At 68.6% G+C, this 20,761-nt stretch carries 19 protein-coding genes (1 of these 19 only partly in view); 3 read left to right on the top strand and 16 right to left on the bottom strand.

The features are described from left to right. A protein-coding gene (gene tyrS, locus QM806_RS02970; RefSeq protein ID WP_005260429.1) for a tyrosine--tRNA ligase crosses the window boundary here: on the bottom strand, positions 1-918 show its 5' portion. The gene continues 360 nt to the left of window position 1, outside the view; 918 of the gene's 1,278 nt are visible here — the first part of the coding sequence; the start codon lies at positions 916-918; its stop codon lies off the left edge, out of view. Positions 919-926: 8 nt separating this feature from the next. Continuing rightward, on the bottom strand, positions 927-1,544 hold the full coding sequence (locus QM806_RS02975) for a DNA-3-methyladenine glycosylase (RefSeq protein ID WP_005260428.1): 618 nt from the start codon (positions 1,542-1,544) through the stop codon (positions 927-929). A 92-nt stretch (positions 1,545-1,636) separates the two neighbouring features. Here QM806_RS02975 and QM806_RS02980 point away from each other — a divergent pair, with 92 nt between their 5' ends. From QM806_RS02980 to QM806_RS02990, 3 genes are read left to right on the top strand one after another with little or no spacing between them, the layout of a single operon-like run. Beyond that, positions 1,637-2,368 (top strand): ABC transporter ATP-binding protein, encoded by a 732-nt coding sequence (locus QM806_RS02980; protein ID WP_005260427.1) that lies wholly within the window; start codon positions 1,637-1,639, stop codon positions 2,366-2,368. Beyond that, positions 2,368-3,123, top strand: coding sequence for an ABC transporter permease (locus tag QM806_RS02985; RefSeq protein ID WP_037204898.1), 756 nt, complete (start codon positions 2,368-2,370; stop codon positions 3,121-3,123). Before QM806_RS02980 ends, QM806_RS02985 begins: the two co-directional genes overlap by 1 nt. Beyond that, positions 3,120-3,746, top strand: a complete 627-nt coding sequence (locus QM806_RS02990; RefSeq protein ID WP_005260425.1) for a TetR/AcrR family transcriptional regulator — start codon at positions 3,120-3,122, stop codon at positions 3,744-3,746. The genes QM806_RS02985 and QM806_RS02990 overlap by 4 nt, the downstream gene beginning before the upstream one ends. A gap of 25 nt (positions 3,747-3,771) precedes the next feature. On the opposite strand, the gene QM806_RS02995 is transcribed toward QM806_RS02990, so the two are convergent. From QM806_RS02995 to QM806_RS03060, 14 genes are all read right to left on the bottom strand, one after another. Beyond that, positions 3,772-3,984: a Trm112 family protein gene (locus QM806_RS02995; protein ID WP_005247353.1), complete on the bottom strand. Its 213-nt coding sequence runs from the start codon at positions 3,982-3,984 to the stop codon at positions 3,772-3,774. A gap of 38 nt (positions 3,985-4,022) precedes the next feature. Further along, positions 4,023-7,013 carry an acyl-CoA synthetase gene (locus QM806_RS03000; protein WP_283290268.1) on the bottom strand — a complete coding sequence of 997 codons (2,991 nt, stop codon included), beginning with the start codon at positions 7,011-7,013 and terminating at the stop codon, positions 4,023-4,025. Between the two features lie 106 nt (positions 7,014-7,119). Then, entirely contained in the window at positions 7,120-8,538 is a 1,419-nt protein-coding gene (gene argH, locus QM806_RS03005) for an argininosuccinate lyase (RefSeq protein ID WP_005260423.1), read from the bottom strand. Positions 8,539-8,540: 2 nt separating this feature from the next. After that, complete coding sequence (locus QM806_RS03010; protein WP_005247359.1) at positions 8,541-9,740, bottom strand: argininosuccinate synthase; 1,200 nt, start codon at positions 9,738-9,740, stop codon at positions 8,541-8,543. Positions 9,741-9,787: 47 nt separating this feature from the next. After that, a complete protein-coding gene (locus QM806_RS03015) occupies positions 9,788-10,348 on the bottom strand; it encodes an arginine repressor (RefSeq protein WP_005260422.1) in 561 nt (186 codons plus the stop codon). Then, positions 10,345-11,292, bottom strand: coding sequence for an ornithine carbamoyltransferase (argF, locus tag QM806_RS03020; protein ID WP_005260421.1), 948 nt, complete (start codon positions 11,290-11,292; stop codon positions 10,345-10,347). The genes QM806_RS03015 and argF overlap by 4 nt, the downstream gene beginning before the upstream one ends. Next, positions 11,289-12,488, bottom strand: coding sequence for an acetylornithine transaminase (locus QM806_RS03025; protein WP_005571080.1), 1,200 nt, complete (start codon positions 12,486-12,488; stop codon positions 11,289-11,291). The genes argF and QM806_RS03025 overlap by 4 nt, the downstream gene beginning before the upstream one ends. Next, positions 12,485-13,411, bottom strand: a complete 927-nt coding sequence (gene argB, locus QM806_RS03030) for an acetylglutamate kinase (RefSeq protein ID WP_283290275.1) — start codon at positions 13,409-13,411, stop codon at positions 12,485-12,487. The genes QM806_RS03025 and argB overlap by 4 nt, the downstream gene beginning before the upstream one ends. Beyond that, positions 13,408-14,652, bottom strand: coding sequence for a bifunctional glutamate N-acetyltransferase/amino-acid acetyltransferase ArgJ (gene argJ / locus QM806_RS03035; protein WP_054245879.1), 1,245 nt, complete (start codon positions 14,650-14,652; stop codon positions 13,408-13,410). The genes argB and argJ overlap by 4 nt, the downstream gene beginning before the upstream one ends. After that, positions 14,649-15,704, bottom strand: coding sequence for an N-acetyl-gamma-glutamyl-phosphate reductase (gene argC, locus QM806_RS03040; protein ID WP_005247372.1), 1,056 nt, complete (start codon positions 15,702-15,704; stop codon positions 14,649-14,651). The genes argJ and argC overlap by 4 nt, the downstream gene beginning before the upstream one ends. 68 nt (positions 15,705-15,772) lie before the next feature. Beyond that, a complete protein-coding gene (locus tag QM806_RS03045; RefSeq protein ID WP_005260418.1) occupies positions 15,773-16,171 on the bottom strand; it encodes a hypothetical protein in 399 nt (132 codons plus the stop codon). 44 nt (positions 16,172-16,215) lie between these two features. Further along, a complete protein-coding gene (pheT, locus tag QM806_RS03050; protein ID WP_005571084.1) occupies positions 16,216-18,702 on the bottom strand; it encodes a phenylalanine--tRNA ligase subunit beta in 2,487 nt (828 codons plus the stop codon). 68 nt (positions 18,703-18,770) lie between these two features. Then, positions 18,771-19,856 carry a phenylalanine--tRNA ligase subunit alpha gene (gene pheS, locus QM806_RS03055; RefSeq protein WP_037204920.1) on the bottom strand — a complete coding sequence of 362 codons (1,086 nt, stop codon included), beginning with the start codon at positions 19,854-19,856 and terminating at the stop codon, positions 18,771-18,773. 94 nt (positions 19,857-19,950) lie between these two features. Continuing rightward, positions 19,951-20,760: a TrmH family RNA methyltransferase gene (locus QM806_RS03060; RefSeq protein ID WP_005247382.1), complete on the bottom strand. Its 810-nt coding sequence runs from the start codon at positions 20,758-20,760 to the stop codon at positions 19,951-19,953. Position 20,761 lies beyond the last annotated feature (1 nt).

The raw sequence follows: 20,761 nt of genomic DNA on the forward strand, positions 1-20,761 counted from the left end.
AGTCGTCATTTCGGCGGCGAGCCGGCGCTGCGCCTCCCGTGCATGCGGCCGCTCGGCCGTCGCCGTCTCCAGTTCCGCCAACTCCTCGGCCGTGAGGAAGGTGAACCACCGCAGGTACTTGATGACGTCGGCGTCGCCGGTGTTCACGAAGTACTGGTACCACGCGTAGGGGCTCGTCATCTCCGGGTCGAGCCACAGGCTTCCGCCTCCGGTCGACTTCCCGAACTTCTTGCCGTCCGCCGACGTGACGAGCGGGACGGTCAGACCGTGCACCGACTCGGCGTCGATGCGACGGTTCAATTCGACGCCGGCGATGATGTTGCCCCACTGGTCGGATCCGCCGACCTGCAGCGAGCAGCCGTGACTGCGCCGCAGGTGCAGGTAGTCGTTGGCCTGGAGCAGCATGTAGCTGAACTCGGTGTAGGACATGCCGTCGGATTCGAGGCGCCGCTTGACGGTGTCTCTCGCGAGCATCACGTTGACGGAGAAGTGCTTGCCCACGTCGCGCAGGAAGTCGATGGCCGACAGCTTGCCGGTCCAGTTCATGTTGTTCTCGATGATCGCGCCGCTCGGCGAGTCGTCGAAGTCGACGAAACGTTCGAGCTGACCCCGGATCCGATCGGCCCATTCGGCCACGGTGTCGGCGGAGTTCATCGTCCGCTCACCGACGTCGCGGGGATCGCCGATCAGACCCGTCGCTCCACCGGCCAGCACGACGGGGCGGTTGCCCGCACGCTGGAATCGCTTCAGTGCGAGCAGGGGCACGAGATGGCCGGCGTGCAAACTCGGCCCGGTCGGATCGAAACCGGCATAGAGCGTGACCGGTCCGGCGTCGAGATCACGACGCAGCGCGTCCAGATCGGTTGATTGGGCGATGAGCCCGCGCCAGGTCAGTTCATCGATGATGTTCTCAGTCACGGGTCCGATCATCCCATCTGCTCGTCGGCGGGCATCGCACGCGGGCTCCTCCGGTACACGGAGACGGCCGGCGACTCCGGAATCCAGAAGCGCCACGGCCGGTCCGCGGCCGCGCTGACGCCGACCCGGGGGCCACTCGCCCATCCGTCCGACTCCGCGACCTCCAGCCGAACCGGCGAATCGTGCTCGAACAACGCCGCACCGTTCTCCGCGAGGGTCACGCCGGTCGCGGACCCCAGGTTGCCGGGACCGCGCGCCCAATCCGCAGGTCGCGTGACGCGGGGCCGGCGCGCCTGAACCGTGGCGCAGCCGTCGAGCACTTCGCCCGCCCGGAGAAGCACCCCGCCCGCGCTTCCGACCGGCCCGTACGACACGTTCATGCAGAAGTGCATCCCGTAGCTGCGGTAGACGTACAGGTGCCCGGCCGGGCCGAACATCACCTCATTGCGCGGCGTCCTCCCTCGGTACGAGTGCGATGCCGGATCGGGCCACGGGCCGTCCTTCTCCCCGCCGTACGCCTCCACTTCGACGATGCGGATGCGGACGTCTCCGACGATCAGCGTGGATCCGAGAACGATTCGCGCGGCGTCGACGGGGTCCGCCCGGTCAAGTCGATCGATGGTCACGTCCCGATTCTCCACAACCGTTGACTCGCCACCCCGTCGGTCGCATAATTCATCAAGCAATGAATTCACCCAGTGATGAATTGAGGCCCGCCATGACCGGCAGCCCGGTGATCGACATCCGAGATCTGCACGTGCGAAGAGGCAGGAACGAAGTGCTGCACGGCATCGACGTTCAGGTGCCGAGCGGATCCATCACCGGCCTCCTGGGACCCTCCGGCTGCGGAAAGACCACGCTGATGCGGTGCGTGGTCGGCACGCAGATCGTGGAATCGGGGACGGTCACGGTGCTGGGCGCCCCCGCAGGCTCGGTCTCGTTGCGAAGCCGCATCGGATACGTCACCCAGTCACCCAGCGTGTACGCCGACCTCACGGTCAAGAAGAACGTGGCCTACTTCGCCGCGCTCTACGGCCAACCGTCGGACGCGGTCACCGAAGCCGTCGAGGCGGTGGGTCTGACACGCTTCGCAACCCAGAAGGCGGCGGATCTGTCGGGAGGACAGCTGGGACGGGTCAGCCTCGCCTGCGCGCTGGTGGCACGCCCCGAGGTCCTCGTCCTCGACGAGCCGACCGTCGGCCTGGACCCACTCCTGCGCGTCGAACTGTGGGAACGGTTCGACGCTCTCGCCGACACCGGTACCACCCTGCTCGTGTCGAGCCACGTCATGGACGAGGCCGAACATTGCGCTTCGCTCCTCCTCATGCGCGACGGCTACGTTCTCGCGCAGGTCTCCCCCGGCGAACTCCGGGAGCAGACCGGTGAGGCGAGCCTCGAAGACGCCTTCCTTAACCTCATTCGCGCATCACATGTCGGGAGCGAGAACTGATGAACGTCACGATCTTCGCAGCCACTGCGGGCCGGATCCTCGCGCAACTACGGACGGATCACCGCACCGTCGCCATGATTCTGGTGGTACCCAGTCTGCTGATGGTGTTGCTGTACTTCCTGTATCAGAACGTTCCGGCGCCACCCGGTCAGCTGTCGCTGTTCGAGCGCGTCGCGATCACGATGCTCGGCATCCTGCCGTTCGTCGTGATGTTCCTGGTCACGTCGATCGCGATGCAGCGCGAACGGACGTCGGGAACACTCGAACGCCTGCTCACGACCCCCATGGGCAAACTCGACCTGCTCGGCGGCTACGCTGCCGCGTTCTCCACGGCCGCTGCTGCGCAGGCGGCGCTCGCCTGCGTCGTCTCGTTCGGATTCCTCGGCCTCACCACCGAGGGCAGCGTGACGTGGGTGCTGCTGATCGCCGTGCTGAACGCGATACTCGGCGTCGCCCTCGGCCTATTGTGCAGCGCCTTCGCGCGCACCGAGTTCCAGGCGGTGCAGTTCATGCCGGTGGTCGTGGTGCCCCAGCTCTTCCTGTGCGGTCTGCTCGTTCCGCGAGATCAGCTCCCCACCTGGCTCGAGTGGATCAGCAACGCCCTCCCGCTGAGCTACGCGGTCGAGGCGCTGCAGCAGGTCGCCACCCATCCCGGGGCGACGGGGCTCATGTGGCGCGACCTGGCGGTGGTCGCCGCCTTCGCGCTCCTCGCACTGTCGCTGGGCGCCGCGACTCTGAGGCGTCGCACACCATGACCGGCCCCGCGACACGCGCGGACGCCACCCCGGGTCTGCGCACGGGACGACGCCCGGGCAACCCGGACACACGGTCACGAATCCTGGCGAGTGCACGGAAACTGTTTGCACAGAACGGCTTCGACAAAACCAGCGTGCGCTCCGTGGCCACCGGTGCCGGCGTCGACTCCGCCCTGATCCACCACTACTTCGGAACCAAACGAGATCTGTTCCTCGCCTCGGTCGACATTCCCGTGGATCCGACGCAGGTGATCGCTCCGGTGCTCGACATTCCGACGGGCGAGGTCGGTAGTCACCTCGCCCGGGCCGTCTTCTCCATCTGGGAGTCGCCGCACAAGCCCGCCGTGGTCGCGGCGTTCCGGTCCGCGATGGCGGGAAACGAACCCAATCTCATTCGCACGTTCCTCCTGGAGGTCGTGCTCCGAGACCTCGGACCGCGCGTCGACGAGCCACCGGGAACCGGGATGCTGCGCATGCAGCTGGTGGCATCCCAGATGGCCGGGGTTCTGGTGACGCGGTACATCCTCGAATTCGAGCCACTCGCGTCGCTGCCCGTCGACGACCTCGTCGCGATCGTCGGACCGACGTTGCAGCGCTACCTCACCGGAGCTCTGCCGGTGTGATCGGGCTCGCCCGAGTCCGGTGTGATCAGGCCTCGCCGGCAGCCCGGGCGAGCAGCGTCTCGTGCTCGTCCGCGCCGACGTCCCGGGCCTCGTCGATGAGGAGGACGGGAATCCCGTTCTCGATGGGATACGCCCGTCGCAGTCGAGGGTTGTAGAGCAGCTCGTCGCCGACCAACAGCAGAGGACCCTTGTCCTGTGGGCACGCGAGAATGCCGAGCAACGTCGGATCAATAACCACGGAAGTCCTCTCCAACCGTTCGGGTGAGCAGTGTCAGGTTACCGCGCACCGGCAGGCACCCCGGCCGAGCCGTTCCGAAACTCCGCGGCCACCGCCTTGGTCAGTCGCTTGTACTGCTGCGATTCCGGATCGACGTACCACACACGGGTTCCCGGCTTGGGCAGTCCGGCCGCGCTCAGCGCCTCGGCGTTCGGACGGTACGAGGACCCCAGCGGGATGTCCTCCACCACCTGGAAGATGTCGGGTCGCAGCGCGGGAGGAAGCACCTCGAAGGCGTCGGAGATCTCCGCCAGCCTCGGCGCCCGCCCTTCGCGGAGGGTGAACGCGGCCACGGCCAGTGTCCGGCCGCCGACCTCCACCCCGTAGGCAACCGCGAGGTCGACGCGATCGACGGACACGAGCGCATCGACGATCGGCTGGGTGAACACGGCTCCCCTCGAAGTCGCGATGACGGTCTTCCTGTGGTCGACCAGCCAGAAGTCCCCGTCGGCGTCGCGACGGAAGAGGTTCTCCGTCGGAATCCAGGCGTCGCCCGCGGCAAAGATCCCCCGCATCGCGCCGCCGGACATCTCGGCGTGCACGCCCGCCCTGCCGAGGAGCAGACCGACCTCGTCGTCCTGGCATTCCCGGACGAACCCCTGCTCGTCCTCCAGCAGTCGCCCGGCGATCGGGTCGTAGGCCGCGAGCCGAACCTCCGCGCTCCCCGGGAGGGGGCGCCCCTTTGCCCCGACCTTCGCGCCTGCGACGTTCGCGAGAACCACGTCGCCCTCGGTGGACGCGTAGAACTCGAGGACCTTCGCCGGTGCGAACCGCTCCGTCGTGCGACGCCACAACCCCTGCGGCATTCCGGATCCGATGAAGAGCCGGACGGGGTGACTGCCGTCGAGCGCGAGGTTCTCGGCGTCGAGGATTTCTCGCATCATCGTCCACGTGTAGCTCACCACGGTCACCCCGTAGCGGTGGACTTCCTCGGCGAACCGCTCGGGATCGACTCCGCGTGAGAGCGCGATCCGGGAGCCACCTGCCACGGCACCACCGATCGCGGCCAGTAGGCTCGACGAATGATGCAGGGGTGCAAGGCAATACACGGTGTCGCCACGGTCCAGATCGGCGGCCGAGGCCGTTCCGAACGCCGACAGCGCCCACCGGTAGTTGGTGATCTGTTTCGTCTCCCAGTGGCCGTTGGACTCACTGCAGATGATGAATGCCAGTTCACGAGCGAGACCGGGATCGGGCCGGTACCAGCCCGGCAGTGTCACGGCGGCGGGGTCGATCTTCTCGAGGTCCACGACGTTCGCCGAGGGATCCACGTCGAGGTCGCGCTGGTCGCCACCGCCCAGAACCAGGACCTGCATCCCGGTCGCGATCGCCGCGTCGAGATTCTCCGGGTCGGTGACGATGCGTTCGACACCGTCGATGCGGATCGCGGTGTGGACCTCCCGGCCCGGGGGCAGCAAGACAGCCACGGCACCGAGACGGGACAGCGCCGCGATGGCGGCGAGCGCACTCGGGCGCGTCTGCATCACGACGCCGACGTGAGCGGCGGGACGGACACCGGCCTGGATCAGGCCGCGCACCACGTTGTCGATCCGCTGATTGACCGCCGCGTAGGTATGGACGCGATTGTCGAAGAGGAAGCACTCGCCGCCCGGCGCCTTCCGCCCCTGTTCGGCCAGCAACCGGCTGAGCGAGATCTGGGTGTGGGGCTGCATCTGACCGAGCCGGGCCAGCCGCGGTAGCGCCCGCGTGGCCTCGCCGGACAGCTCCACCGTTCCCCGCAGCGCGCCCGAAGCGAAATCACTGATCCCCTTGCCGACACCGACGCCGACCTCGGCGACCGACGCCACGGTGTGAATGATGCGGTCGCTGATGGAGACTCCGGATTCGCTGCCGAAATGTTCGTCGTAGCGCATGAGCTCGATAGTGGTGGGCCGTGGGCCGAGACCCTCGTTCCACAGCACCCATTTCCCGGTCGTGGGCCACGTGTGGGTCGCCGCAGCCGAACCGACGACGAGGCCGAAATGTCCTGCCCGCAAAGTTGATTCGTACACATTCGCCCGTGGGGCGGCCCGGCGGATACCGCGGACAGCCAACGGCTGACCGATGTCGTCGACTTCCCCGACGAACGCGAGGATGGGGCAGGTCAACTCCGCGAGCGACACCACCTGATCCTTGATCACGAACCCGCCGGTCATCATGCGGTTGTGCACGATGAACTGCTTGAGCAACTCCGCAACAGCCGGACCGGACCACGCCACCCAGCCCTCGGTCGCGAGGAAGCGCCGCTGCTGCTCCCGCGGCAACAACGCTTCCCGGTCGTGCAACTGACGCAGGAAGTCGAGCCTCGACTTCAGTGTCTTTACGGGATCGAGGAGCTGAAAACCGGTGCGCGCCATCCACCCCGACACCGCGAGCCGATTGAAGACGTGGTCCGCGAGGAAGCCGGCAGCGTCGGTGGCGAACCCCGCCGGGATACCGAACGGCAGCCCGGCGAGCGTGTCGACCGGACTGCCGAACGTCACGAGGCCGGCGATGTTGCGACTGCGGCGGTAGGCGGCGGCCTGGTAGGCGAACATGCCGCCCTGCGAGTATCCGGACAAGTAGACGTCACGACCGGTGTGCGCCCGCACCTGGTCGATGATCTCGCTGATCGCGACGATGTGGTCGGCGAGATTCCGATCCCACCCGCCCTCTTCGGAATCCGGCGATCCGAAGTCGACCACCCACGGGTCGATCCCCATCGAGTGCAGGATGCCGACTGCGCCCTGATCGCGGGTCACATCGTAGACGTCGGCCGACATCATCATCGGCGGGACCAGAACGATCGGGGGCCCGGCGTCGGCAGGGTCGGTGTCGGGGAAATACCTGCGGAGCCGATACATCGGTGCGCGTTCGACCACCTCGAACGGCGACGTGGTGAGGTCCGTCTCGAGTCCACCGAGGCGAACTACCTCCAACCCGTTCTGCGCCGTCGCCACCACGCGACGGATCGGGCCCATCACCGTTTCGGTATTCAGTCCCACGAACACTCTCCCAGACTCTCGAACTGTGACGCACGTCTCACTGCCGCCCGCCCTCACCCTACTGCGCTCGACGCGTCACACAGCCCCTAATCCGGGGCGTCCGACACGGGCGTCATCGACACCACTCACGCAGCGACTCGGACAGCTGACGGACCCCGCCCAACTGTTCGGCCACACGGATACCGGCTGTACCGCCGCGGGCGTTACGCGAGGCGATCGAGCCCTCGACGGTGAGCACCTCCCGCACGTCCGGAGTGAGCGCCGGATCGACCCCGGCGAGTTCGTCGTCGGTGAGATCCTCGAGTCCGACGGCCCGCGCCTCGGCAACGCGGACGCACGCCCCCGCCGCCTCGTGCGCGACCCGGAACGGGACGCCCTGACGAACGAGCCACTCGGCGATGTCGGTGGCCAGCGTGAAGCCCGCCGGTGCCAGTTCCGCCATTCGGTCCGTGTGGAATTCGAGAGTGGACACCAGTCCGGTGATCGCCGGGAGCAGCAACTCGAGCTGTGCCACCGAATCGAAGACCGGCTCCTTGTCCTCCTGCAGATCCCGGTTGTACGCGAGCGGCTGCGCCTTCAGGGTGGCCAGCAGACCGGTCAGGTTGCCGATCAGCCGCCCGGACTTTCCGCGGGTGAGCTCGGACACGTCCGGGTTCTTCTTCTGCGGCATGATCGACGAGCCGGTCGACCAGGCGTCGGCGAGCGTGATGTAGCCGAATTCCGGAGTGCTCCAGAGGATGACCTCCTCGGCCATCCGCGACAGGTCGACGCCGATCATCGCGAGCACGAACGCCGCCTCGGCCGCGAAGTCCCGCGACGACGTGGCGTCGATCGAGTTCTCGGCCGACGAATCGAAGGCGAGCTCCGCGGCGATCGCCTCGGGATCGAGTCCGAGTGACGATCCGGCCAGCGCTCCGGACCCGTACGGCGACACGGCCGCCCGCACGTCGAAGTCCCGCAGCCGCTGAACGTCGCGGAGCAACGGGTGCGTGTGTGCCAGCAGGTGGTGCGCGAGCAGCACCGGCTGCGCGGCCTGCAGGTGCGTCTTGCCCGGCATCACCGCGGAGGGGTGCGCCGCGGCCTGCGTCGCGAGTGCGTCGACGACGTCGAGGACACCCGCGGCCACGCGGCGGACGGCGTCCCGCAGCCACATCCGAAACAGCGTCGCCACCTGATCGTTGCGCGAACGCCCGGCGCGCAGGCGTCCCCCGACCTCGGGACCGACCCGATCGATCAGGCCTCGCTCGAGCGCCCCGTGCACGTCCTCGTCGGATTCGCTCGGGACGAACTCGCCGCTCGCGACGTCGGCCGCGAGCCTGCCGAGACCGTCGAGCATCGCCGCCAGGTCGTCGTCAGCCAGCAGGCCGGCCTTGTGCAGCACCCGGGCATGGGCCTGGGACGCGCGCACGTCGTACGGAGCCAGCACCCAGTCGAAGTGGGTGGACTTGCTCAGCGCCGCCATGGCGGCGGCCGGTCCGGACTCGAACCGGCCGCCCCAGAGGGCTCCTTCGTTGGTGCCGTGAGCACTCATACCTAGAGGCCCAGATCGCGCTTCGCCGCGACCTTCGAGGACAGTCCGTGGATCTGCACGAATCCCTTGGCGTAGGACTGGTCGAACGTGTCGCCCTCGTCGTAGGTGGCCAGGTTGAAGTCGTACAGGGACTGGTTGCTGCGGCGGCCGTTGACGATGATCGCACCGCCGTGCAGCACCAGCCGGATGTCGCCGGAGACGCGTTCCTGCGTCTTCTCGATGAACGTGTCCAGCGCGACCTTCAGCGGGGAGAACCAGAGGCCGTCGTACACCAGCTCGCTCCAGCGCTGTTCGGTCTGACGCTTGTAGCGGCCGAGCTCGCGTTCCTGCGTGACGTGCTCGAGTTCCTGGTGGGCGTTGATGAGGACCATGGCTCCCGGAGCCTCGTAGATCTCACGGCTCTTGATGCCGACGAGACGGTCCTCGACGACGTCGAGGCGCCCGACGCCCTGAGCGCCGGCGCGGCGGTTGAGCTCCTGGATCGCTTCGAGGACGCTGACCGGCTTGCCGTCGATCGCGACGGGGCGGCCGGCCTCGAAGCTGATGATCAGCTCGTCCGGGGCCTGCCAGTTGACGGTCGGATCCTGCGTGTAGTCGTAGACGTCCTTGGTCGGCGCGTTCCACAGGTCCTCGAGGAACCCGGTCTCGACGGCGCGGCCCCACACGTTCTGGTCGATCGAGAACGGCGACTTCTTGGAGACGTTGATCGGGATCTCGTTCTCCTCGGCGAACGCGATCGCCTTCTCACGGGTCCACGCGTAGTCGCGGACCGGTGCGATCACGTCGAGGTCGGGAGCGAGCGATCCGAAGCCGACCTCGAACCGGACCTGGTCGTTGCCCTTGCCGGTGCAGCCGTGCGCGACCGTGGTGCCGCCGTGGGCGCGCGCCGCCTCGACGAGGTGCTTGACGATCAGCGGGCGGCTGATGGCCGACACGAGCGGGTAGCGGTCCATGTAGAGGGCGTTGGCCTGGATGGTCGGCAGGCAGTATTCGTCGGCGAACTCGTCGCGCGCATCCACCACGACCGACTCGACCGCACCGCAGTCGAGTGCACGCTGACGCACGACCTCCATGTCCTCGCCGCCCTGGCCGAGATCGATGGCGACAGCAACAACTTCCTTGCCCGTCTCCTTGCCGATCCAGCTGATGGCGACTGAGGTGTCCAGCCCGCCCGAGTAGGCGAGTACGACGCGATCGGCCATGGTCCTTGTGCTCCTTAGGTTGAAGATCTGTAGAGATGATTCAGTTGTCAGGCGAGGGATTCGATCTTGGCCGCGAGTTCCGCCCCGCTCAGCGGCTCGCGTGCCACCACGAGAATGGTGTCATCCCCCGCGATGGTTCCCACGACGTCAGGTAATGATGCCCGATCGAGTGCACTCGCCAGATAGTGCGCTGCCCCCGGGGGAGTTCGCAGCACCGCCATGTTGCCACTGGCATCGGTCGACACCAGTAACTCCCCCAGCAACCGCGACAGCCGGTCGGTTCCGCCGGAGACGCCGCGGACGGGATTTCCGTCCTCGGGCACCACATAGACCCCGGCGCCGCCGTCTGCGGCGCGAAGTTTCACGGCACCCAGTTCTTCGAGGTCTCGCGACAGCGTGGCCTGGGTGGCGTCGATGCCCTCGGCCGCGAGCAGCGCCGCGAGTTCGGTCTGGCTGCGGACAGGGTTGTTCGACAGGATCGCGACGATGCGCGCCTGCCGTCCCGCCCGAGTGGGTGCCGTCGCCGCGTTGGCGGCGCGCTGCGGCTGAGCCGCACCTGCACGCTGCGGCTGAGCCGCACCTGCACGCTGCGGGGGTGCCGCACTCACGGACGGTCCCCGGTTCGCTGCGCCAGCAGCCACACGAGCAGGGCCTTCTGCGCGTGCAGCCGGTTCTCCGCCTCGTCCCAGACGACGCTCTGCGGTCCGTCGAGAACCTCGTCGGTGATCTCCTCCCCGCGGTGGGCGGGCAGGCAGTGCAGGACCACCGCGTCGGCGTCGGCCTTCGCGAGGAGCGCCTCGTTGATCTGGAACGGGCGGAACGGACCGACCCGGTCGAGCCCGTCATTCTCCTGGCCCATCGAGGTCCAGGTGTCGGTGACGAGTGCGTCCGCGCCGACGACCGCCGTCTGCGGGTCACCGCTGAGGGTGATGGTCGCGCCGGTCTCGCCCGCCCGCGCGCGGGCGGCCTCGACCACCCACGGCAGCGGTGCGAACCCCTCGGGGCTGGCGATGGTCACGTCGACGCCTGCGGTCACACCGCCCAGCATCAGCGAGTGCGCCATGTTGTTGGCGCCGTCGCCGAGGTAGGTGAGCTTCAGTCCCTTCAGCGAACCCTTCCGCTCCACGAGCGTCTGCAGGTCGGCCAGGACCTGGCACGGGTGGAACTCGTCGGACAGCGCGTTGACGATCGGGACGTCGGCGCCCGACGCCATCGCCTCGAGCCGCTTCTGCCCGAACGTGCGCCACACCACGGCGTCGACGTACCGCGACAGGACGCGGCCCGTGTCCTGCAGCGTCTCCTCACGGCCGAGCTGGGTGCTGCGCCCGTCGACGACGATCGCGTGACCGCCGAGCTGGGCGATGCCCATCTCGAACGAGAACCGGGTACGCGTCGAATTCTTCTCGAAGATCACGCCGACCCCGCGGGGGCCTTCGAGCGGGCGCTCCGCGAATGGGGCCTTCTTCAGCCTGGCGGCGAGCTCGAGGACCTCGGCCTGCTGTGCAGGGGTGAGGTCGTCGTCCCGGAGAAAGTGTTTCACCACGGTCGTCACTGCTTTCCCGGCTGAGCGGCCGATTGCGCGTTGTCGAGAATCGCGGGCAGCGCCGCGACGAATCCTTCGGCCTGATCGTCCGTGAGGACCAGGGGCGGAGCCAGCCGGACGACGCCCGGTTGTGCGGCGTTGATCAGGTATCCGGCCTCACGCGCGGAGTTCTCCACCGCGGGGGCCACGTCCTGGGTCAGGACGATGCCGAGCAGCAGCCCGGCCCCGCGGACGTGGTCGATCAACGGATGTCCGAGACCTTCGATACCGGCCGACAGCGACTTGCCGAGCGTGTCGGCGCGGGAGATGAGGTCGTCTTCGGCGATCGTCCGCAGCACGGCGAGCGCCGCCGACGCGCAGACGGGGTTCCCGCCGAACGTCGTGCCGTGCTTGCCCGGCCCGAACAGGTCCGCGGCCGCGCCGGTCGCGATGCACGCGCCGATCGGCATCCCGCCACCGAGACCCTTCGCGAGGGTCATGACGTCGGGCACGATCCCGACCGCCTGGTGTGCGTAGAACCAGCCCGTGCGGCCGATCCCGGTCTGCACTTCGTCGAGCACGAGCAGGGCGCCGCGATCGGCGGTGATCTGCCGTGCGCCCGCGAGGTACCCCTCCGGCGGAACGACGACACCGCCTTCACCCATCATCGGCTCCAGGAACACGGCCGCGGTGTCGGCGTCGACGGCGCGGTCGAGTGCGTCGAGATCGCCGTACGGCACGTGCTCGACGCCCGGGGGCATCGGCTCGAACGGCGCGCGCTTGGCGGCCTGGCCGGTGAGCGCGAGAGCACCCATCGTGCGGCCGTGGAAGGAGTTCTCCGCGGCGATGATCTTCGATCGTCCCGTGGCCCGCGCGAGCTTGAACGCCGCCTCGTTGGCCTCCGTGCCGGAATTACACAGGAAGACACGTCCGGGGGCGCCCAGATGGGAGAGCAGCTTCTCGGCCAGTTCGATCGCCGGCTCGCTGGCGTACAGGTTCGACACGTGCCCGAGGATCGACAACTGCGTGGTGACGGCCTCGATGATCGCCGGGTGGGCGTGTCCGAGGATGTTGACGGCGATGCCGGCGAGGAAGTCGACGTACTCCTTGCCGTCGGCGTCGGTCAGCACCGCTCCCTGCCCGCGCGTGAGTGCCACCCGGGGGACGCCGTACGTGTTCATCAGAGCGCCGGACCAGCGCTGCTGGAGTTCCGGGGTTCCGGTCATGAGGCAACTCCCTCGGTAGGTGAAGTCGGGCCGGGCGTGACCATCGTGCCGATGCCCTCGCCGGTGAACAGTTCGAGCAGAACGGAATGGGCGACACGGCCGTCGATGACGTGCGCGGTGGGCACGCCGCCGCGGACCGCGCGCAGGCAGGCCTCCATCTTCGGCACCATGCCGGCGTCGAGGCTGGGCAGCAGTTGCGCGAGCGCGTCCACGTCGATCTCGGTGGCCACCGAATCGCGGTCCGGCCAGTTCGTGTACAGCCCTTCGACATCCGTGAGGACCACGAGCTTCTCGGCGCCGATGGCCTCGGCGAGCGCTGCGGCGGCGGTGTCCGCGTTGATGTTGTGCACCACACCGTCCGAGTCGGGGGCGATGGTGGACACCACGGGAATTCGGCCCGCACGGATCAGATCGAGGACCGCCTCCGGGTTCACCGTCGTGACGTCGCCGACGAGACCGATGTCGGTCGGCGTGCCCTCGACCATCACGGTGCGCTTGGTGGCGGTGAACAGGTGCGCGTCCTCGCCGGAGATGCCGACGGCGTACGGTCCGTGCGCATTGATCAGTCCGACCAGTTCGCGGCCGACCTGACCGAACAGCACCATCCGGACGACGTCCATGACCTCGGGGGTGGTGACGCGGAAGCCGCCCTTGAATTCACCTGTCATGCCGAGCTTTCCGAGCATGGCATTGATCTGGGGGCCGCCGCCGTGCACGACGACCGGCTGAATTCCGACCGTCCGCAGGAACGCCATGTCGGCCGCGAACGCCGTCTTCAACGCGTCGTCGACCATGGCGTTGCCGCCGTACTTCACGACGACGACCTTGTCGCGGAACTGCTGCAGCCACGGCAGCGCCTCCGCCAGGACGTGCGCCTTCTGGTGATCGGTGATGCCGCTGAGTGCCTCGCTGGTCGCTGTCATGACGAATACGCCGAGTTCTCTTCGACATACGCGTGCGAGAGGTCGGTGGTCCGGATGGTCACCGCGTGTTCGCCGAGACCGAGGTCGATGTCGAGGGAGATGTCGATGTCGCTCAGGTCCACGTCCCGCGCACCCGGTGCGCCGACGCCGTCGATGCAGACGGGGGCGCCGTTGAACGACACCGAGATCTTGTCGGGGTCCAGTTCGATCGGCGCGATGCCGATTGCGGCGAGCACCCGGCCCCAGTTGGGGTCGGACCCGAACAGCGCCGTCTTGACGAGGCTGTCCCGCGCCACCGTCCGGGCGCCGATCAAGGCGTCGTCCTCGCTGACGGCGCCGCTGACCGTGACCCGCACCCGCTTGGTGACGCCCTCCGCGTCGGCCATCATCTGATCGGCCAGATCGTCGCAGACGGCCGTCACAGCCGCGTTCAGTTCTTCCTGGGTCGGTGTCACGTTGCTCGCACCGGACGCGAGCAGCAGCACCGTGTCGTTGGTCGACGTGGCGCCGTCGACGTCCAGCCGGTCGAACGTCACCCGGGTGGCCGCCCGCAGCGCGGCGTCGAGTTGTGCGGCGGTCGCGACGGCGTCGGTCGTCACCACGCACAGCATCGTCGCCAGCGCGGGGGCCAGCATGCCCGCGCCCTTCGCCATTCCGCCCACGTTCCACTTGTCCGCATGGTGCAGGGCGGCCTGCTTCGGCACCGTGTCGGTGGTCATGATCGCGTACGCGGCGTCGGTGCCACCCGAGATTCCCCCGGCGAGCTCGTGCACGGCCTCCGTGACACCGGCCAGGACCTTGTCCATGGGCAGGCGGTCGCCGATCAGGCCGGTGGAACACACCGCGACCTCGACGGCGCCGGTCTCGGTTCCCCAGTTGCTCAGCGCGGACGCCACTTCCTCGGCCGTCTTGTGCGCGTCCTGGAACCCGCCTGCACCCGTGCACGCGTTGGCCCCACCGGAATTGAGCACGACGGCGCGCAGCCTGCCCGTGGTGAGCACCTGTTGCGACCACAGCACGGGGGCGGCCTTCACCTTGTTCGCGGTGAAGACGCCCGCCGCTGCAAGCTCGGGTCCCTCGTTGACGACGAGAGCCAGGTCGGCGTTGCCGCTCGCCTTGATACCCGCCTTGATCCCGGCTGCGCGGAAGCCTGCGGGCCCCGACACTCCCTGGGTTCGGACCAGGGTGCCGCCGGCGACCTCCCGGGTCGGATGCGGATCGATCGTGCTGTCACTGCTCACGGGGCAACTCCCACTGTCGAGAGACCGGCGGTCTCGGGTAGTCCAAGCGCAAGATTCATCGATTGCACCGCTCCCCCGGCGGTGCCCTTCGCAAGGTTGTCGATCACCGCGACCACGACGATCTGACCGGCGTCGGCGTCGACCGTCACCGCGATCTGGACCGCGTTCGATCCGACGACGGCACCGGTCTGTGGCAGCACGCCCCGGGGCAGCACGTGCACGAACGGCTCGTCCGCGTAAGCCTTTTCGTAGATCGCGCGCACCTCGTCCTCGGACGCGGTGGTGGCCGCGGTGCACGTGGCGAGGATGCCGCGCGGCATCGGCGCCAGCACGGGGGTGAACGACACGGTGACGCGCTCACCGGCGAGTTCGGAGAGGTTCTGGATGATCTCCGGGGTGTGGCGGTGCACGCCGCCCACACCGTAGGCACGAACCGAACCCATCACCTCGGAGCCGAGCAGATCGGCCTTGGGTGCGCGTCCCGCGCCGGAGGCGCCGGTGACGGCGACGATCGTGACCCGCGGTTCGACGACACCCGCCGCGACCGCCGGAGCCATCGCCAGGCTCGACACCGTCGGGAAGCACCCGGGGACGGCGATGCGGGTGGCGCCGACGAGTTTCTCGCGGGCACCCGGGAGTTCCGGAAGTCCGTACGGCCAGCTGCCCGCGTGCGGGCTCTTGTAGTACCGCTCCCAGTCCTCGGCGTTCGTCAGCCGGAAGTCGGCACCGCAGTCGATGATGACGGTGGACTCGGGCAGCGCCTTCGCGTACTGCGCCGAATTACCGTGCGGCAGACCGAGAAACACCACGTCGTGTCCGGCGAGCGTCTCGACGGTGGTGTCCTCGAGCACTCGGTCGGCGAGGGGAAGCAGGTGCGGATGGTGCGAGCCCAGAGTCGATCCGGCGTTGCCGCCGGCTGTGAGCGCGCCGATGACGAGCGAACCGTCCGCATACGACGGGTGCCCCAGCAGCAGACGCAGCACTTCGCCACCGGCGTATCCGCTCGCGCCGGCGACAGCAATCCTGATCGGTTTTCCCGCGTGCTCAGTCATACGATTGATTATGCATCATCATGCAAGCTAATACACACCGCGGTCTCTGGACGGGCCGCAATCCGTGGTCACTGCTTGCCGAGCGACCGCCGAATCTCGTCGAGCTTGGCCTTACCCGCCTTCTCCCGCTTCTCCCACGCCTCGTCCAGCGACTGCCCCGACGGGCTGTCGTGCGCGAGTTCGGAGGAGCCCATCGCCGTCCCGAACCGTCCCTCGATCCGCTCACGCACCCGGTCGAACGTCGGGACCCCACCCGGCGTGTAGTCCGGCTCGGGCACATCCGGTGCGATGTGGGGCACGACCTCCGCGGTCACCGGATCCTCGGCCGGAATCGCCGCACCCACGTCCACCGCCGCGAGGAGCGCACCGAGGCCCGGGCGACCCGCGGCCACCGCACGCACCACCTGGAGGAACTCGGCGTCGGTCAACTGACTCGCCGCCGCCACGACGTCGCGCACTTCGGTCATCGCACCGCTCCTCACCGTCCCTGGCCCTCCACCCAGGCTACGGGTCAGCTGCGGAGTTCGGCACCCACGGCAGCGGACGCCGCAGCCACCGCGGCGTCGCGGGCGGCGCTCGCCTCGTCCTCGGTCAGGGTGCGGTCGACGCCGCGGAATCGCAGCGCGAACGCCAGCGACTTCCGGCCCTCCCCGACCTGCTCACCTTCGAACACGTCGAACAGCCGGATGTCCTCGAGCAGCTCCCCTCCGCCCGACCGCAGGGCCGCCTGGACCTCGGCGGCGGGTACCGCGGCGTCGACCACGACCGCCACGTCCTGAAGGACCGCGGGGAAGGGCGAGACCTTCGGCGCGGGCAGGTTCTCCACCAGCGGCAGGGCGTCCAGATCGATCTCCACGGCACTCGTCCGCGGGGGAAGTCCGGCGCGCTCGAGCACGGCGGGATGCAACTCGCCCGCGTGTCCGACGACGACACCGTTCACGAGCAGCTCCGCGCCGCGACCCGGGTGCCACGGCAGGTACTGCGTCGCGCGGAACTCCAGTTCGACACCGGCAGCGGCAGCGACCGTCCGGGCGGCGGCGAACGCGTCGGTGGCGTCGGCCGCTCGGCCCGCGCCCCACGGACCGCTCGGCTCACGCTGCCCCGTGAGCACCGCCGCCACGTGCACCGGCTGATCCGGCAACGACTGCAGCAGTGCCGTGATCTGCTCGTCGGTCGGGCGCCGGTCCACCGGCAGCGCCTCGACCGGCTTGGTGTCCGCACCGGGCAGCACGACCTGCGCGATGCCGAACAGCGACAGGTCGCGTTGACCGCGGGAGACGTTGCGGGCGAGGACCTCGAGAAGTCCGGGCAGCAACGTGGTGGGCAGTTCCGGCCGATCGGATTCGAGCGGGTTGAGCACCCTGCTGGTGTTCCTGCGCGGATCCTCGGGATCCAGCCCCCACGTGTCGAAGATCGCCGTGGGCAGGAAGACCGGAGGCAGGATCTCGACGTATCCCGAGAACGCCAGGGCCCGGCCGACGGCGCGCTTGCGGCGCTGCGCCGGAGTCAACCCACGACCCGCGGGGGCTGCGGGCAGCACCGACGGAATCTTCTCGAGTCCCTCGAGGCGCAGCACCTCCTCCACCAGGTCGGCGGGCTGCACCAGATCGGGCCGCCACGATGGCGGGCCGGCGACGAGCTGACCGTGTCCGCTGTCGCTGACCCCGACCTCCACGTTGCAGCCGATCTGCGTGAGCCGGCGTGCAGCGGTGCCGTTGGGGTAGTCGACACCCGCCACGCGGTCGGGGAGGTCGATGTCCATGTGGATGGGCTCGTGCGGGGTGACCTCACCGATGTCGGTGAGCGCCGGATCGACCCGCCCGCCGGCGATGTCGACGAGCAGCGCGGCCGCCCGGTCCAGTGCCGCCACGGGGATCTCGGGGTCGACCACACGCTCGAAACGCTTGCCGGCCTCACTCGACAGCTTGTGCCTGCGCGCGGTCTTGAACACCGCGAGCGGATCCCAGGTGGCCGCCTCGAGCAGGATGTCGGTGGTTTCCGAGCCGACCTCGGTGGACGCGCCACCCATGATCCCGGCCAGCGACAGGACGCCCGAATCGTCGGCGATCACGACGTCCTCGGGGTCGAGGACGCGCTCGGTCTCGTCGAGAGTGGTCAGTTTCTCCCCCGCCACCGCGCGGCGCACGACGAGTTCGCCGCTGATCTTCGCAGCATCGAACGCGTGCAACGGCTGGCCCAGTTCGAGCAGAACGTAGTTGGTGACATCGACGGCCGGCGAGATCGGGCGGACCCCCGACAGCAGCAACCGGCGCTGCAGCCACCACGGGCTGACCGCCTTCGGATCGATACCCGTCACCCGGCGGGCCGCGAAACGCGTCGCCTTCGACTCCGGCTCGACGCGGATCGGCCACGCCTCCCCCTCCGCCGGGTACGGCGCCACCGACGCCGGGTCGGCGAAGTCGAGGTCGAACCCGCACGCCAGTTCACGGGTGAGCCCGCGGACGGAGAAGCAGTAGCCGCGGTCCGGGGTGATGTTGAGTTCGATGACCGTGTCGTGCAGGCCCATCAACTCGTTGGCGTCCGCGCCGGGGAGCGCGGTGCCCGGCTCGAGGACGAGGATGCCCGAGTGGTCCTTGCCGATGCCGAGTTCGGCCACCGAGCAGATCATCCCGTCGGAGACCTGCCCATACGTCTTGCGGGACGCGATGGCGAAACCACCGGGAAGGACTGCGCCGGGGAGTGCGACCACCACGAGGTCGCCTACGTCGAAGTTCCGGGCGCCGCACACGATGCCCTGCGGCTCGGCCGCCCCCACATCGACCTTGCAGAAGCGGATCGGCTTCTTGAACTCGGTGAGCTCGGTGATCTCGAGAACCTTGCCGACCACGAGGGGGCCGTCGACGGGCTCGAGCCGGTCGACTTCCTCGACCTCGAGCCCGACCCGGACGAAACCTGCGTCGAGTTCCTCGGCGGTGACGTCCCAGTCCGGGGTGGCACGCTGCAGGATCTCGGTCAGCCAGGATTGCGCTACTCGCACGTCTGCTCAGCTCTCTCGTTCGTGAAAATGTCGTGACTGTGGTGGACAGGATCCGGGTGACGTGGGGGTCAGCCCTGGACACCGAAGGGCAGTGTGAATCGCACGTCGCCCTCGACGATGTCGCGCATGTCCGGGATCCCGTTCCGGAACTGGAGTGTGCGCTCGAGCCCCATGCCGAACGCGAACCCGGTGTACACGTCGGGGTCGATTCCGGAAGCGCGCAGCACATTCGGGTTGACCATTCCGCAGCCGCCCCACTCGACCCAGCCTGCGCCGCCCTTCTTGTTCGGGAACCAGACGTCCACCTCGGCGGACGGTTCTGTGAACGGGAAGTAGTTCGGGCGCATCCGGGTGCGGGTCTCGGGACCGAACAGTGCGCGGGCGAACGCGTCGAGTGTCCCGCGCAGGTGGGCCATGGTGAGGCCCTTGTCGACGGCGAGTCCCTCCACCTGAGAGAAGACCGGGGTGTGGGTCGCGTCGAGTTCGTCGGTGCGGAACGTCCGCCCCGGGCACACCACGTAGATCGGCACCTCGCGCGAGAGCATCGTGCGCACCTGTACCGGCGACGTGTGCGTGCGGAGCACCTGGCGCGAGCCCTCCGGTGCGATGTGGAACGTGTCCTGCATCGTCCGCGCGGGGTGATCGGGCAGGAAGTTGAGGGCATCGAAGTTGAAGTGCTCGGTCTCCACCTCCGGGCCCTCGGCGACCTCCCAGCCCATCGCCACGAACACGTCCTCGACCTGCTCGGAGATGATGCTGATCGGGTGGCGGGCGCCTACCGGCTGACGCTGCGACGGCAGGGTCACGTCGATGGCCTCGGCCACGAGGACGGCCGCGTCACGCTCGGCGAGCAGGACGGCGCGGCGCTCGTCGAACGCCGCACTGATCCGGGTGCGGGCGACGTTCACGCGCTTGCCTGCGTCGGCCTTCTCCTTGCCCGGGAGGGCTCCGAGTCCGCGGCGGGCGAGGGCGATCGGCGACTTGTCACCCATGTGCTCGACCTTGGCCTTCGCCAGGTCGTCGAGATCCGCCGCCGACGCGAACGCCTTCTCGGCGCTCTCCGCCGCCGCAGTCAGAGCGTCTTCGGTGAGCGCACTCGCATCGACCGCGCCGCCTTCGACCCCCGTGGAGGCAGCGCCCTCTTTTTTAGCCACGACCGGTGCCACTCCTTAAGTTCTTTCAGTCAACACTCTCGACGAAACCGAAACAGCTCGCCGTCAAATCCTATGCGATCCGATTCTCGCCGTTTCAGCTGTCGGTTCGCTTGCGGTTCTGGACCCGCGCGCTCGAATACAGGCAGATCGACGCCGCCGTCGCCAGGTTGAGGCTCTCGGCTCGACCGTGGATCGGAATCCGGACACGATGATCGGCTCGCGCCGAGGTGGCTGCGTCGAGGCCGTGGGCCTCGTTGCCGAACAGCCACGCCGTGGGGCGGGCCAGCAGTTCGTCGGCATCGTCCAGATCGACTTCGCCGTCGGCCGCCGTGGCGAGCAGTTGAATCCCCGCCGCGCTGATGCTGTCGAGGACCGCAGCGGTGTCCCGTTCACGCACGACGGGAAGGTGGAAGAGGCTTCCGGCGGACGCCCGGACACATTTGCCGTTGTGCGGGTCGACGCTGTCGCCCGCGAGAATCGCCGCGTCCGCGCCCACCGCGTCCGCGACCCGGATGACGGTGCCCGCGTTACCGGGCTCCGCGACCGCGACCGGAACCGCGAGCAGACGAGTTCCGGGGCCTATCGCCTCCGCCAGCGGAACGTCGAGGAGATCGCACACCGCGACGAGACCCGGCGGGGTCACCGTGTCGCTGAGAGCTCGGACCGCCCGGTCCGTCACCAGCGACGTACGGACGCCCGCCGTGTGTGCCCGGTCGATCAGCCGCGAGTACCGCTGCTCCGCGTCCTCGGTGTAGAAGAGGTCGTGTACGGGGCGGGTGTCGAGTGCCTCGCCGACGGAGTTCTCGCCCTCCACCAGGAAGCGCCCGACCTTGCGGCGTTCCGCGGTGCGCAGCAGCTTGACAGCAGAAACGACCCGTGGGGTGCGCTCGGTGAGCGGGTCCACG

Source organism: Rhodococcus sp. IEGM 1351, assembly GCF_030056875.1.
GTDB lineage: Bacteria > Actinomycetota > Actinomycetes > Mycobacteriales > Mycobacteriaceae > Rhodococcus_F > Rhodococcus_F opacus.